Here is a 14,382-nt window from a genome sequence, read left to right as displayed (position 1 = left end):
CATGTCTTTTTCTTGACAGGATCCTGATTTTAACTTAAGATGGATTTATTAAGAACGATTTAAGGAAATGATATATTATGAAAGAAAAAAGCTTCCTGCAGCTACAGGCATATGATACCATTAAAAACAGCATTTTATCCGGAACTCTGGAACCAAACCGTCTTTACTCTGAGACAAAGCTCTCTGCACAGATCGGTATTTCCCGCACCCCCATGAGGGAAGCGCTTCAGTGCCTGAGCCAGGATGGCTATATTACGATTATTCCAAGCAAGGGATTTATGATCCGACAGCTGAATGAAAAGGATATGAAGGACAGCATCGAAATCCGCTGTGCGATTGAGGGCTTCTGCACCAATCAAATCGCTTTGCAGATTGCTACAGAAAAAGGACGTCAGCTTCTCCACAACCTGAGACAAACTCTTTCCTGTATGGAACGGACACTCAATCAGGAAGATCAACTGGAATCCTTCATCCACTACGATCACCAGTTCCATCTTCTTCTGGTCAATTACATGGAAAATGACGAATTTAATCAAATTTTTCAGCGTCTGCTTTATCTGATCCAGCTCACCTCCAAGGATGCTCTGGCTGTTGAAGGACGGATTCAGGGTACTATGGATGAGCACAGAAAATATCTGGACGCTCTGCAGTCCGGAGATGGATTCAAAGCATATCAGATTATGATCCACCATCTGATGATGCCCCTCAAGATTCATGAAAAACATTGACGGAGCAGATTCTTCGGTTATTCCAATAACTGATGAAATATCTCCAGATGATCGTCTTGAGTTCATCCGTGGTTCTTTTTTCTGTATCATAACGGCCATACAGCAGTTCTGATTTCATCCTTACCCACAGACTTTCAAAGCGGGCATTATCGTGGCATCTGCCACCTGCGCTGTTCATACTTTGCTGTATGCCGTACTGATGAATCGCATCCCGGTAAAGCTGGCTTCCAGCTTGTCTGTAATCTCTTTGACTTTTTGCTTTTCACTCATATAAACAGTATTGTTATCTGTCATGATCATTCATCCTTTCTTTTTTCCACACAAAAAAGACAACCATTTCTGATTGTCTTTTTCAATATACCTATTCATTTTTCGGATTTCTTAAATTACTTTTTTATTCCGCTTCTTTCTCTTCCTTTTTAGTATCCTGCTCCAAAATATTATTCACTAATTTTTGAAGTTCACTACGGTTTGGTAGATACAATTCATATTTTGAAACAAACAGATTACTGTCCATACCATAAGTAGCATATTCCACAAGTAATTCATCTTTGTTATGGCTTAGAATAATGCCGATTGGTGGGTTATCATCCGCCATATTTTCTTCCTTTGCAAAATATCCCATATACATATTCATCTGACCGATGTCTATATGCTGTACAGAATTTTTCTTTAAATCAATCAGCACAAAACATTTCAAAATTCTATGATAAAACACCAAATCCACATGATAATGCACATTATTGACAGTTAAAGGGTATTGCCTTCTACTAATGGCTGAAGCATATTTGTCTGCTCTAAGTCATACATAATATATCCTTTCCGAATTTGTCAGACAGTGTCTGACAAATTCCATTTACCACTATATTTCCCTATGACTTATATTATATTTCATATTTAAATAAAAAGAAATTGATTTTGTCAAGATTAGTTGACACATTTTCCTCAAGAATTTGGTGGTTTTCTTTTTCTAGTTTCTTTACCTGCTGGCGAAGCTTTAGGAGTTCCTCGTTAAGCGTCATAGCGCTTTGTGGGGGCTACGATCCAGCTCCAAGATCAAGATTGCCAAGACAGTTATGTTATTTTTTGATTTTGTTTTTAACCATAACAACAGAAAAAGGACACTCTCCGTTTTATTGGAAAATGTCCTTTTAATAGCATTAACTATTAAGTTTTGTAAGGTTCTAATTTCTGATGCATCCCTTGTCAGTCCATGTTAGTCCACCAAGTGACATAAATTTGATGTCAATTTGATGTCAAACACTCTGCAAAATCATAAAAGTCTATGAATTTTCTTGTCTTTAGTACAGCTTCGCTCCTGCCGGAATCACATCATCCAGCATCAGAAGATTTAAGCCTTCCCGTCCGTTATACTCATACACTGCAGAAATCAGCATACCTTCAGACGGAATGCCCATCATCATTCTGGTCGGCAGGTTTGTGATAGCCACACAGGTCTTACCAACCAGCTCTTCCGGCTCGTAATACTCGTGAATACCGCTTAAAATAGTGCGCTTCCGATCTGTTCCGTCATTCAGCGTGAATTTCAGGAGCTTCTTGGACTTCGGCACTACCTCGCAGGCTTCGATCTTAACCACTCTGAAATCAGATTTTGCAAAGGTATCAAAGTCTACAAACTCCTCAAACAGAGGCTCAATCTTTACCTTGGAAAGGTCAAGCTGTGCGCTTGCTGCGGACACACTTGCAGCCGGTGCTGCAACGGAAGGTGCAGCCTTCTCTGCCTTGCTGTCGTTCTTCTTTGCGTCTAAGGACTTCATTGTCGGGAACAGTAACACATCACGGATAGCCGGGCTGTTGGTTAAAAGCATAACCAGACGGTCAATACCGTATCCAATACCGCCTGTAGGAGGCATACCAATCTCCAGAGCGTTCATAAAGTCCTCGTCCGTTGTGTTGGCTTCTTCATCACCTGCAGCTAAAGCTGCCTCCTGTGCCTTAAAGCGCTCTCTCTGATCGATAGGATCGTTTAACTCTGAATAAGCGTTACACATTTCACGGCCGTAGATAAACAGCTCAAAACGTTCTACCTGCTCCGGCTTATCCGGCTTTCTCTTTGTCAGCGGGGAAACCTCTACCGGATGATCCATAATAAAGGTCGGCTGAATCAGATGCTCCTCTACAAATTCTTCAAAGAACAGGTTGATGATGTCACCGCGCACATGACGCTTTTCATAGTGAATCTCTTTCTCATCAGCCAGCTTCTTTGCCTCTTCCGTAGTAGCAATTTCATTAAAGTCAATGCCGGTATATTTCTTAATTGCATCAATCATGGTCAGACGCTCAAAGGGCTTGCCCAGATCGATCTCTACATCTGCATAGGGAATTAAGGTGGTGCCACATACCTCCTGAGCCACATGACGGAACATATTCTCTGTCAGATCCATCATTCCATTATAATCGGTATATGCCTGATACAGCTCCATCAGGGTAAATTCCGGATTGTGGCGGGTATCCAGTCCCTCATTACGGAATACACGTCCAATCTCATATACGCGCTCCATACCGCCTACGATCAGACGCTTTAAGTAAAGCTCCAGAGAAATACGCAGCTTTACATCTTCATCTAATGCATTGTAATGGGTCTCAAACGGTCTTGCAGCGGCTCCTCCTGCATTGGATACCAGCATAGGAGTCTCAACCTCCAAAAAGCCCTGTCCGTCCAGATAACGGCGGATGCAGCTGATGATTTTGGAACGCATTACAAAGGTTTTGCGTACATCCTCATTCATAATCAGATCCGTATATCTCTGGCGATACCGCATATCTGTATTGGTCAATCCGTGATACTTCTCCGGCAGAACCTGCAGACTCTTGGAAAGCAGGGTTATGCTGTGGGCATGAATAGAAATCTCTCCCATCTTCGTAGTGAAAACAATACCTTTCACGCCGATGATATCACCAATATCCATGCGTTTGAATTCCTTATAAGCTTCTTCCCCCAGATCGTCTCTAGCTACGTAGCACTGGATATCGCCCTTCAGATCCTGAACGTTGCAGAAAGAGGCCTTTCCCATAACACGCTTGGACATCATACGTCCTGCAATGGAAACCGCTTTGCCTTCCCACTGACTGTAATCTTCCTTTACATCAGTGCTGTGTACAGTTACATCATATTTGGTAATCTGGAACGGATCCTTTCCGGCTGCCTGAAGCTCTGCTAACTTCTCCCGGCGAACCTTTAACAGCTGATTCAGATCCGGCTCCTGCTGCTTCTTCTGATTCTGCTCTGCCATGTTTTTCTTTACTCCTTCGTTCTAATTGGATTATGATACTCTCTGAATTTCCAGGACTTTATACTGGATCACTCCGGCCTGAGTCTCCACATCAACCACATCTCCCGCCTTTTTACCCATAAGAGCCTGACCTACAGGAGACTCGTTAGAAATCTTATTCTGCAGGCTGTTTGCCTCAGTAGAGCCTACAATACGGAACTCCATTTCCTCATCAAAGTCCACATCATATACACGAACTTTACAGCCAATGCTGATCTTATCCAGATCAATTTCGTCCTCATCTACAACCTCTGCATTCTTCAGAAGCTTCTCCAACTCCTCAATACGCAGTTCAATGTCACGCTGCTCATCCTTTGCTGCATCATACTCAGCGTTCTCAGATAAATCGCCCTGCTCACGCGCTTCTTTGATTTTCTGTGCCACCTCACGACGACGGTTCACCTTCAGATCCTGCAGTTCATCCTCATACTGCTTCAGTCCTGCATATGTTAAAATGTGTTTCTTCTCTGCCATGATGCTCATTTCCTTCCTTTTTACTAACCTGCTGCGGAGCTGTAGAACTCTGTATCCCTTCTGATAAACCTATCTATCCCCTCAGTTCCGCAACGCTGCATTCCAAACATTATATCCCAAAGGCAATCAGTTGTCAAGAACCGGAAAGCCCCTGTTTTCAAGGGCAGAACGCATTCTTCCCCTCCGTGATATGCCCTCCGGCCAGCCGCCTCATTCTGTCACTGTTTTAAAACTCCTCCGGCAGCATTCCATGCTCCTCCAGCATATTCCGAAGCTCCTCCAATGTCTCCAGCGTATTGCACTGACGCCGTATTCCTGCTGAGTGGCGAAGCCCTGCTGTATACCAGGCAATATGCTTGCGCATTTCCTTCATTCCAAGGTTTTCTCCCTTTCTTTCCGTCTGCATCTGGGCATGTCGGTAAATCATTCCGCCAATCTCTCTGCAGTCCGGCTCTGGAAGAAGCTCCCCTGTATCCAGATAATGATTCAGTCTGTGAAACAGCCAGGGATTTCCTCTGGCTCCCCGGGCTATCATCAGACCGTCACATCCTGTTTCCTGAAGCATCCGTTTTCCATCCTCAGGTGTAAAAATATCACCGTTTCCAATAACTGGAATCCTCACAGCCTCCTTCACCTGACGGATAATCTCCCAGTCCGCCTTTCCCGCATAGAACTGTTCTCTTGTTCTTCCGTGGACTGCCACAGCGGCCATACCGCAGGCTTCTGCGATTTTTGCAATTTCTACTGCATTCACAGAGGAATCATCAAAGCCTTTCCGGAACTTGACTGTAACAGGCTTGTGTACTTTTTTTATAAGAGCTGTAAATATTTTTTCTGCAAGCTTCGGACTGCGCATCAAAGCAGAACCCTCTCCGTTGTTAACCACCTTTGGAACAGGGCAGCCCATATTAAAATCAATGATATCAAAGGGGCCGTCTTCGATCAAGTGCGCCATATCACTGACAATTTCCGGATCAGAACCAAAAAGCTGTACCGAAACCGGACGTTCTCCCGGAGTTACTTCCAAAAGCTCTCTGGTATTGCGGTTTTTATAAAGAATCGCCTTGGCACTTACCATTTCTGTGCAGAGCAGACCACAGCCTTGTTCCTTACAGAGAATTCGAAACGGAAGATCCGTCACTCCAGCCATCGGCGCCAGAACCAGGTTATTGTCCAGCTCTACATTTCCTATTCGAAGCCTGCGTTTTCCTGTCCTTCCTGATGTCTCACTGCTTTGCAGATCCTTCTTGGGACTTCTGTCCTCTGCCATCATACCTCCTCGCTCTCCGGGCTTTCTCCCAGGAAAAACACTCGGTAATAGGTCTCCAGGGCCTGCAGAAATTCCTGCCCCTCTCTTCTCATCTGCTTAATTTTTAAATCTGCCCCGATTTCGTCATAATATCCGTCATACTCTGATGTGGTATGTTTAAATTCCAGAGTTCCGTCTTCTGTAAATTCCAGTGTCAGGATCCCTCCACATTCCTCTGTAAACCAGACACACATAACCTGAAGCTGACGCTTCACCGCATCTGGAAGACTTTCAAAGTCTTCATTAAAATAATACTTTCTTTCATAACTGTTAGAACCACAAAGTACTGTTGTTTCTCCGTTTTCCGGCATTCTGCTCTCTCCTTTTTCAGACGTCCTTTCTCATCTTTTCCGCTTCCCTGCAGACCCATAAAAATACTTTTCCAGTCCGCAAAGCCGAAGAATGCCCGGTGGCTGATTCCCACCGGGCCTTTAGTTTCCTGTTCCAAGCTGTTTTCTGTCCTTCCCAGACATTCTCCTTGGCTGTTATTTTACCAGCATCTTGGCGATCTCGTACTGTTCCTCCGAAATATCCTTCTTCATCTGAAGTGCTTCCTGAATGTCCAAATCGATATACTGACCGTCACGGTAAGCCACAACGCGGTTGCTCTTGCCCTCGCAAAGAAGCTCTGCTGCCTTTGCACCCATAATAGAGGCAAAAACCCGGTCTTTACAGGTCGGGGTGCCGCCTCGCTGCATGTGTCCTAAAATAGTTGCTCTCGTCTCAATTCCTGTAGCTGCCTCGATTCGTCTTGCCATAGAGGTAGAGTGACCGATTCCCTCTGCATTGATGATGATATTATGCTTCTTTCCGCTCTTACGGTTCGCAATGATTTTATTGATCAGCGTCTGCTCATCGCCGTCATACCGCTCTGGAAGAAGAATATCCTCTGCACCGTTGGCGATGCCGCACCACAGAGCAATATATCCTGCATTACGTCCCATAACCTCGATGATACTGCAGCGCTCATGGGAGGTAGAGGTATCACGAACCCGGTCAATCGCTTCCATTGCCGTATTGACTGCTGTATCAAAACCAATAGTATACTCGGTACATGCTACATCCAGGTCGATGGTTCCCGGCACGCCGATGGTATTGATTCCCAGAGCAGCCAGCTTTCCTGCACCGCGGAAGGAACCGTCGCCACCGATTACCACAATACCGTCAATCCCATGCTTACGGCAAATCTCTGCGCCTGCCTGCTGTCCCTCTGGAGTAGTAAACTCTGCACATCTTGCGGTATATAAAATTGTTCCTCCGCGGTAAATGATATTGGAAACACTGGTGCTCTCCATATCTACGATCTCTTCCTGAAGAAGTCCCGCATAGCCGCGCATAATTCCCTTTACCTTCATGCCTTTATTGATAGCCGTGCGAACTACCGCACGAATAGCCGCATTCATACCCGGAGCATCACCGCCGCTTGTCAGAACACCTATTGTTTTTACCTGTTTTGCCATGGTTATTTCCTCCTGTCGCGCTGTCAGCGCCTGCTGTTTATTTCTGCATGCTGCCTGTTGCTGCCTGCTGTTTATTCCTGCACGCCGCTTTCTGCTGCCTGCACTTTACCTTTTCTTTTTATCTCTTTCTGTTATGTCTCAGACCGGTACGATTTCCCGGATTGGAATTGTTTTCCTCAAAATACAATTCAGAAGTATTCTATATCATTTTTCCTATCTTTTCAATCCCTTTTCTACAAGTTTGATATTTTTTTCACCAACAAGTTTTTCTAAAAACTCCATTATTGTCTCATTTGCACAGATTTTCCAGGCAGGAGGCAGGATTTTTTTTGCACGTTCCTTCTCCAGATAAATAATAACTGTGTCATTTCCCTCTGACTGTTTCAATGCTTCCAAGATTTCCGGACCCTTTTGATCATATTCCGCTTTATCAGAAAACTTTATCCACAGTTCCTTTGGAACCGCATCAAAAGGAATTACCTGCTCACAGATCACCTTTCCCACCGGCTCATCGCCTATAGAAGCTCTTCCCCGGATAAACACCCGCTCATCTTCATTGAGAAAACTCCTGTTATTCTCAAAATCTTTCGGAAATACCAGCACTTCTACAGAGCCTACCATATCTTCAACCGTAACAAAGGCCATCATTTTTCCCGTTTTTGTAGTCTTTACTACCTTTCCGGAAATCATTCCTCCTATAATGACTCTCTCTCCATCAGTGGCTGCAGCCCTGCCTGTTTCCTCATCTACTATAAAATCTGTAGTCTTTGCTGTTATGCTGTTTTTCCAGGTTTCCAGATAGGAGTCCAACGGATGGCCGCTGACATAGATCCCCAGCATTTCCTTTTCAAAGGCCAACAGCTCCTCTCTTGGAAACTCCGGCACATTGGGCATGGTAATCTGGAACTGCTGTTTTTCTTCCTCAGAAGCAAAATCAAAAAGACTCATCTGGCCTTCCATGGCATTCTTCCGTTCCTTATTTTTCTGTTCCAGCAGTTCCGGCGCAATCATCGTCTTCTGCCGCCGGTTTCCTGGCATGGAATCCAGCGCTCCTGATTTGATAAAGCTTTCCATGGTTCGTTTGTTGATCTCTTTATTTGTCATTCTCTCTACAAAATCATCCATTGATACAAAAAGACCATTTGCCTCCCGTTCCCGGATAATCGCATCCACTACATTTCGTCCTATACTTTTAATTGCAGAAAGACCATAGCGAATGGCTCCGCCGGACACGGAAAATCCGCTCTGCCCTTCATTGATATCCGGAGGAAGAATGGCAATTCCCATCTGGCGGCAGCTTAAAATATATTCTGACACCTTGGTAATATTGTCCATCACCGACGTCATCAGAGCTGCCATAAATTCCCTGGGATAATAATATTTCAAATATGCTGTCTGATATGCCACCACTGCGTAGCAGGCTGCATGGGACTTGTTAAACGCATATTTCGCAAAATCGATCATTTCGTCATAGATATGGTTGGCTGTTTTCTCGCTGATTCCATTGTTAATACAGCCCTTTACCCCTTCTTCCTCATTTCCGTAGACAAAATTCTTACGCTCCTTTTCCATAACAGCAGCCTTTTTCTTTGACATGGCACGGCGCACCAAATCGCTTCGTCCCATGGTATAGCCTGCCAGATCCCGAACAATCTGCATTACCTGCTCCTGATACACAATACACCCGTAGGTAGGCCCCAGAATAGATTCCAGCTGCGGACAGTCATAGGTAATCGATGAGCGATCATTTTTTCCCTTGAGATATCGGGGAATGAAATCCATAGGTCCCGGACGATACAGAGAAATTCCCGCAATGACATCCTCCAGATTTTCCGGCTTCAGCTCTTTCATAAAGCTTTTCATTCCAGAACTTTCCAGCTGAAAGATTCCATCACATTTTCCCGTGCCAATGGATGCCAGAACGTTCTTATCATTATAATCAATTGTTTCCATGTCCAGGTGAATGCCATATCCTCTCTCCACCTGCTCTGCCGCATTCTGAATCACAGTCAGAGTTCGAAGACCCAGAAAATCCATCTTCAACAGCCCCAGCTCTTCCAAAGTTGTCATGGTAAACTGGGTGGTAATGGTTCCATCTGCCGCTCTGGATAAGGGAACAAACTCATCCATAGCCCGCTGACCAATTACCACGCCTGCCGCATGCATAGAGGTGTGTCTGGGAAGTCCCTCCAGGCGCATTGCCATATCAATCAGATACTTGACCTCATCATCCTGCTGATAGGCTTCCCGAAGCTCTGGATTTTGTTTCAATGCCTTCTCCAGAGTCATTCCCAGATCCGTTGGAATCATCTTTGCAATAGCATCGCAGCGGGCATAGGGCATATCCAGAACACGTCCTACATCCCGGACTACTCCCTTGGCTGCCATAGTACCAAAAGTAACAATCTGTACTACCTGATCCTTGCCGTATTTTTCCACCACATAATCAATCACTTCCTGCCTCCGTTCAAAGCAGAAATCTATATCAATATCCGGCATGGATACACGCTCTGGATTCAAAAAGCGTTCAAATAGAAGATCATAGCGAATAGGGTCAATGTTTGTAATTTCCAGACAGTAGGCTACAATGCTTCCTGCTGCCGAACCACGCCCCGGCCCTACCATAATATTGTGGGATCTGGCAAAATGAATGAAATCCCACACAATCAGGAAATAGTCTACATATCCCATGTTATGAATGACATCAAGCTCATATTCCAGGCGCTTTTTTAAGGTTCCGTCATCCTTGGGATACCGCTTTGCCATGCCGTCCAGACACAGCTTGTTTAAATATCCCCAGGAATCATATCCCTCCGGTACTTCGTATTTGGGCAGCTTGGTTACGCCAAATTCAATTTCCACGTTGCAACGCTGTGCAATCTTGTGCGTATTATCAATCGCCTCCTGAGCATAGGGAAACAGTGCCCGCATTTCTTCCTCGGATTTGCAGTAATACTGTCCGCCTTCATAACGCATTCTGTTTTCATCCGTCACTCTTTTTCCCGTCTGGATACAAAGCAGAATGTCATGAGGAACCGCATCCTCTGCCAGAATATAATGAATATCATTGGTTGCTACCAGATCGATTCCCAACTCCCGGCTCATGCGCAGAAGTCCCTGATTTACTGTTTTCTGCATGGGAATTCCATGATCCTGAAGCTCCAGGAAAAAATTCCCCTTTCCAAATATAGTTTCATAATGAAGGGCCGAACGGCACGCTTCTTCATACATCCCCCTTCCCAGATATCTCTGCACCTCGCCGGCCAGACAGGCCGACAGGGCAATCACGCCTTCATGGAAGGTTTCCAGAACCTCATAATCCACTCTGGGCTTATAGTAAAAGCCTTCCACATAGCCTTTTGACACAATCTTCATCAGATTGTGATATCCCTGATCATTCTCAGCCAGCAAAACCAGATGGTAATACCGATCCTCGCCGCTTGCCGTCTCCCGATCAAAACGGGAGCCAGGAGATACATAGACCTCGCACCCAATAATGGGCTTGATTCCCACCTCTTTTGCTGCCCTGTAAAAATCAATCACACCGTACATGGCACCATGATCGGTAATTGCCAAACTGTCCATTCCCAGTTCCTTTGCACGGGCTGCCAGCTCCTTAATTTTACAGGAACCGTCCAGCAGGCTGTACTCTGTATGGACATGCAAATGTGTAAATGCCACAGCTTTTCTTCCTTTCTATTTTATTTCCAGCACTCTGCCCGCATCCTGTTCGGCTGTCTTTTCAGCCGTTCTTTCCGCTTCTCTTTCGACTGTCTGCTCTTGACTCGCCTTCAGGCCGCTGCCCTTTTCTTTCGGCAGGGCTGTGATCCCTTTTATTGTAACAGTTCAGTCTTACTTTTTCTTGTCCGGCTGAGCTGTTACCTTTCATTATATCTGGAAATAAAGTTTTTTTCCACTGTTTCCAGAATGGACAAAGGGCAGGTATTTCTGATTTCCAGAAATCCTGCCCATTTTCATCTATCACTTCATAAACAATTTCGAGTGGGGATTACCGATTGCTCAAATACTGCTCGATCTCTGCAATCGCCTTCTCCTCATCACTTCCGTCTGCGCTGACAACCACGGTCTCTCCCACATCAAGTCCCAGTGTCATCATACCCATAATACTCTTGGCATTCACGCGCGCATTCTCGCTCTCTACATAAATCAGGCTGTCATACTGGCTTGCAATCTGCACCAGCATGGCCACCGGTCTTGCCTCAAGTCCGGATGCGAGTCCAATCGTAATTGCTTTCTTTACCATAATTATCCTCCTCATTTCTGAAAGCATGTATTATGCTTCATTGCCTGGATACTGCTCTCTTAGCTTTTGGGCCAACTCTCCCAGCTTCCTGAGCCTGTGATTTACGCCGGATTTGCCAACCGGCGGATCCAGAGCCTCTCCAAGCTCTTTTAGTGTTGCTTCTGGCTTTAACAGGCGCAGCTGCGCAATCTCACTGAGATTTTCCGGCAGCTTGTCAAAGCCAATTTTGTCCCGGATGAAAGTAATATCCTTCATCTGTTTTACTGCAGCCGATACTGTCTTATTGATATTGGCTGTCTCACAATTGACCTGTCGATTTACGCTTCCGCGCATTTCCTTGAGAATCCGGATATTTTCCAGTTCCATTAAGGCCACAGGCGCTTCCATTACGTTCAGGATGTCTACAATCTGGCTGCCCTCTTTAATATAAACCACATAGTACTTCTTTCTCTGTACAATCTTGGCGTCCAGACCAAATGCAAGAATCAATCCCTGAAGCTGAACTGCCTTGGCCTCAGCAGCGCAGACAATTTCAAAATGATAGAATTTCTCCGGATCGCTGATAGAACCGGAGGCCAGAAATGCTCCGCGGATAAAAGCCCGCTTGCAGCAGCTCTGCATAATTACCACATTCTGAGCCAGAGACAGATTTTCTTCAATCTCCCCATATCTGTCAATCAGCTTGGTGGCCTGAAGAACCCGCATTGCGTCTTCATGCCGGCTGACCCCTACCGTGTAGGTACGAAGCCGATGGCCTTCTGCCCCCTGGCGAATAGAAACATCAGTACTTATATTAAATGTTTTTTTCAATAATGTAAAGTACTTTCTTGCAACTGCCGCATTTTCCGTGCTGATTTTAATCCGATACCGATCGTTTTCCGATATCTGAATCCTGCCGCACAGACTGATAATCGCCGCAATTTCAGCAATCTGGCAGTGTCTGGCAGGACTAAGCTGCCGGGATAATTCCTCCTTAACTCTTGAAGAAAATGACATTTCCCACCTCAGATGCTTATTTTTTTCGTATTCTGTCCTTCTCAATGTCCCTGTGCTCCAGCTTCAGCCCCAGCTCCCTGTGTCCGCTTAAATACTGGTAAACGGCCTCTGCAATTGTCACAGAACGGTGTTTTCCGCCAGTACATCCAATGGCAATGACCAGCTGATTCTTTCCCTCCTGAACGTAATTGGGAATCAGAAACTCCAGCATATCGTACAGCTTTCCCAAAAAGAGCTCTGCCGTTCCTCCCTGATGAACATAGGCCTGCACTTCTGCTTCCTGCCCTGTGTGACTTCTCAGACTTTCCTCATAATAAGGGTTGGGCAGAAATCTCACATCAAATACCAAATCTGCATCCACTGGAATCCCATATTTAAAACCAAAGGACAACACAGTTACAAACAAATTCTGATAATTCTGGTTATCAACAAATATTTTCTCCAGTTCCTGGCGCAGCTCTCTGGTAAGAAGCTGACTGGTATCAATAATAATATCCGCTTCTTTCTTTAAAAAATCCAGCCGGCTGCGTTCTGTCTGAATTCCAGTATCTACACGGCCCTTTCCTGCCAGAGGATGAGAACGACGAGTTTCCTTATAACGCTTAATCAAAGTTTCATCGCTGCAATCCAGAAACAGCACCTCGCAGGGAAGGGAACCAGATTTCCACTGTTCCAGAATCTGCCGGAACCGTGGAAGATCCTCTCCGCTGCGAATATCAATTCCCAGAGCCACTTTCTCATGTGCGGATGACTGCCGCATAGCCAGATCGGCAAACGGCTCCATCAGAGGAATCGGCAGATTATCTACACAATAAAATCCCAGGTCCTCCAGTATTTTCAGGGCAATGGTCTTTCCTGCGCCGGACATGCCCGTTACAATGACCAGCTTCATGGCTTTCTCCTCCGTTTTAGAATTCTCCCAGAAGCTTTACCTCCAGCTCCAGCTCCACGCCGGAATTCTGGAAAACCCGCTCCTTCACCTGGCGGCACAGCTCCACAATATCCGCTGCCGTAGCGCCGCCCCGATTAATCACAAATCCACAATGCTTTTCTGATACCTGAGCGCCGCCTACTCCAAATCCCCGCAGGCCGGCCTCATCAATCAGCTTTCCTGCAAAATATCCCGCAGGCCGTTTAAAAGTACTGCCCGCGCTGGGGTACTCCAGGGGCTGCTTTTCCCGTCTCCGTCCTGCATAGTCCTGCATCTGGCTCCGTATTTCCTCCTGGCTGCCCATCTCCAGCAAAAGCTCTGCCTCCAAAATTATATAGCCCCGGGAAAGAATGCAGCTGGTCCGATATCCCAGCTCCAGCTCCGACGCATCCAGAATTTTCACCTGACCGTCCCCTGTCATAACTCGGACCCGCGTCAGAACCTGACACATTTCCCCGCCATAAGCGCCTGCATTCATCACCACAGCGCCTCCAATGGTGCCAGGAATTCCTGATGCAAACTCCAGTCCTGTCAGGGATGCTGCAAGGGCCTGCTTTGCCACTGTATAAAGCAGAGCGCCTGCGCCTGCCCGAATGGTCTGTCCTGTAATCTCAACCTGATTCCAGTTTTTTCCCAGAACAATCATTACACCGTGAAATCCCTTATCTCCTACCAGAAGATTGCTTCCATTTCCCAGAATATACCACGGAACCTGCTGCTCCCTGCAAAGGCGGATTATCTCCGCCAGCTGCCCCTCTGTATCCGGCTCCACCAGCCAGTCAGCCGCTCCTCCTGCACGGAAGGTCGTGCGGCGGCTCATAGGCTCATTCTCATGCACCTGCTCTTCCGGCAAAATCCGGCAAAGTTTTTCTGTAAAATTCTTCATCTGACTCCTCATTTACTTCCTGATTTTCCCGGCAGAACCGG

12 protein-coding genes and 1 pseudogene are annotated in these 14,382 nt (G+C 45.9%); 1 reads left to right on the top strand and 12 read right to left on the bottom strand.

Translation table 11 applies throughout. The annotated features are described in order from the left end of the window. Window positions 1–77 precede the first annotated feature (77 nt). Window positions 78–728 carry an FCD domain-containing protein gene (locus tag ACESON_RS06340; protein ID WP_177276204.1) on the top strand — a complete coding sequence of 217 codons (651 nt, stop codon included), beginning with the start codon at window positions 78–80 and terminating at the stop codon, window positions 726–728. Here ACESON_RS06340 and ACESON_RS06335 read toward each other — a convergent pair. From ACESON_RS06335 to murB, 12 genes and pseudogenes are all read right to left on the bottom strand, one after another. Continuing rightward, window positions 706–963, bottom strand: a pseudogene (locus ACESON_RS06335) (IS3 family transposase); the annotation flags it as partial. The gene ACESON_RS06340 and the pseudogene ACESON_RS06335 overlap by 23 nt on opposite strands. Before the next feature lie 159 nt (window positions 964–1,122). Then, window positions 1,123–1,503: a PDDEXK nuclease domain-containing protein gene (locus ACESON_RS06330; protein ID WP_373109086.1), complete on the bottom strand. Its 381-nt coding sequence runs from the start codon at window positions 1,501–1,503 to the stop codon at window positions 1,123–1,125. 526 nt (window positions 1,504–2,029) lie between these two features. Beyond that, complete coding sequence (gene lysS, locus ACESON_RS06325) at window positions 2,030–3,982, bottom strand: lysine--tRNA ligase (protein ID WP_373108917.1); 1,953 nt, start codon at window positions 3,980–3,982, stop codon at window positions 2,030–2,032. Between the two features lie 30 nt (window positions 3,983–4,012). Next, window positions 4,013–4,495 carry a transcription elongation factor GreA gene (gene greA, locus ACESON_RS06320; RefSeq protein WP_177959093.1) on the bottom strand — a complete coding sequence of 161 codons (483 nt, stop codon included), beginning with the start codon at window positions 4,493–4,495 and terminating at the stop codon, window positions 4,013–4,015. 226 nt (window positions 4,496–4,721) lie between these two features. Continuing rightward, on the bottom strand, window positions 4,722–5,765 hold the full coding sequence (gene dusB / locus ACESON_RS06315) for a tRNA dihydrouridine synthase DusB (protein ID WP_177959151.1): 1,044 nt from the start codon (window positions 5,763–5,765) through the stop codon (window positions 4,722–4,724). Continuing rightward, window positions 5,765–6,115, bottom strand: a complete 351-nt coding sequence (locus tag ACESON_RS06310) for a DUF6145 family protein (protein WP_177959092.1) — start codon at window positions 6,113–6,115, stop codon at window positions 5,765–5,767. Before ACESON_RS06310 ends, dusB begins: the two co-directional genes overlap by 1 nt. Window positions 6,116–6,289: 174 nt before the next feature. Continuing rightward, window positions 6,290–7,264: a 6-phosphofructokinase gene (pfkA, locus tag ACESON_RS06305; protein WP_177959091.1), complete on the bottom strand. Its 975-nt coding sequence runs from the start codon at window positions 7,262–7,264 to the stop codon at window positions 6,290–6,292. Window positions 7,265–7,477: 213 nt separating this feature from the next. Further along, window positions 7,478–10,945, bottom strand: coding sequence for a DNA polymerase III subunit alpha (locus ACESON_RS06300; RefSeq protein WP_373108916.1), 3,468 nt, complete (start codon window positions 10,943–10,945; stop codon window positions 7,478–7,480). 328 nt (window positions 10,946–11,273) lie between these two features. Then, complete coding sequence (locus tag ACESON_RS06295) at window positions 11,274–11,528, bottom strand: HPr family phosphocarrier protein (RefSeq protein WP_177959089.1); 255 nt, start codon at window positions 11,526–11,528, stop codon at window positions 11,274–11,276. Window positions 11,529–11,558: 30 nt separating this feature from the next. Continuing rightward, window positions 11,559–12,524, bottom strand: coding sequence for a DNA-binding protein WhiA (gene whiA, locus ACESON_RS06290; protein ID WP_373108915.1), 966 nt, complete (start codon window positions 12,522–12,524; stop codon window positions 11,559–11,561). 16 nt (window positions 12,525–12,540) lie between these two features. Further along, entirely contained in the window at window positions 12,541–13,416 is an 876-nt protein-coding gene (gene rapZ / locus ACESON_RS06285; RefSeq protein ID WP_373108913.1) for an RNase adapter RapZ, read from the bottom strand. A gap of 16 nt (window positions 13,417–13,432) precedes the next feature. Continuing rightward, complete coding sequence (gene murB / locus ACESON_RS06280) at window positions 13,433–14,341, bottom strand: UDP-N-acetylmuramate dehydrogenase (protein WP_373108911.1); 909 nt, start codon at window positions 14,339–14,341, stop codon at window positions 13,433–13,435. Window positions 14,342–14,382 lie beyond the last annotated feature (41 nt).

The organism is Lachnoclostridium sp. Marseille-P6806 (assembly GCF_964238185.1).
Classification (GTDB): domain Bacteria; phylum Bacillota; class Clostridia; order Lachnospirales; family Lachnospiraceae; genus Brotaphodocola.
Note: the sequence above shows the minus strand (reverse complement) of the source record. Positions and strands in the feature narration are given on the sequence as shown.

Bases quoted from the DNA above. Each gene is read 5' to 3' on its own strand.
- ACESON_RS06340 (WP_177276204.1), top strand. From the start codon at position 78: ATGAAAGAAAAAAGCTTCCTGCAGCTACAGGCATATGATACCATTAAA.
- lysS (WP_373108917.1), bottom strand. From the start codon at position 3,982: ATGGCAGAGCAGAATCAGAAGAAGCAGCAGGAGCCGGATCTGAATCAG.
- murB (WP_373108911.1), bottom strand. From the start codon at position 14,341: ATGAAGAATTTTACAGAAAAACTTTGCCGGATTTTGCCGGAAGAGCAG.
- ACESON_RS06310 (WP_177959092.1), bottom strand. From the start codon at position 6,115: ATGCCGGAAAACGGAGAAACAACAGTACTTTGTGGTTCTAACAGTTAT.
- pfkA (WP_177959091.1), bottom strand. From the start codon at position 7,264: ATGGCAAAACAGGTAAAAACAATAGGTGTTCTGACAAGCGGCGGTGAT.
- dusB (WP_177959151.1), bottom strand. From the start codon at position 5,765: ATGGCAGAGGACAGAAGTCCCAAGAAGGATCTGCAAAGCAGTGAGACA.
- whiA (WP_373108915.1), bottom strand. From the start codon at position 12,524: ATGTCATTTTCTTCAAGAGTTAAGGAGGAATTATCCCGGCAGCTTAGT.
- rapZ (WP_373108913.1), bottom strand. From the start codon at position 13,416: ATGAAGCTGGTCATTGTAACGGGCATGTCCGGCGCAGGAAAGACCATT.
- greA (WP_177959093.1), bottom strand. From the start codon at position 4,495: ATGGCAGAGAAGAAACACATTTTAACATATGCAGGACTGAAGCAGTAT.
- ACESON_RS06295 (WP_177959089.1), bottom strand. From the start codon at position 11,528: ATGGTAAAGAAAGCAATTACGATTGGACTCGCATCCGGACTTGAGGCA.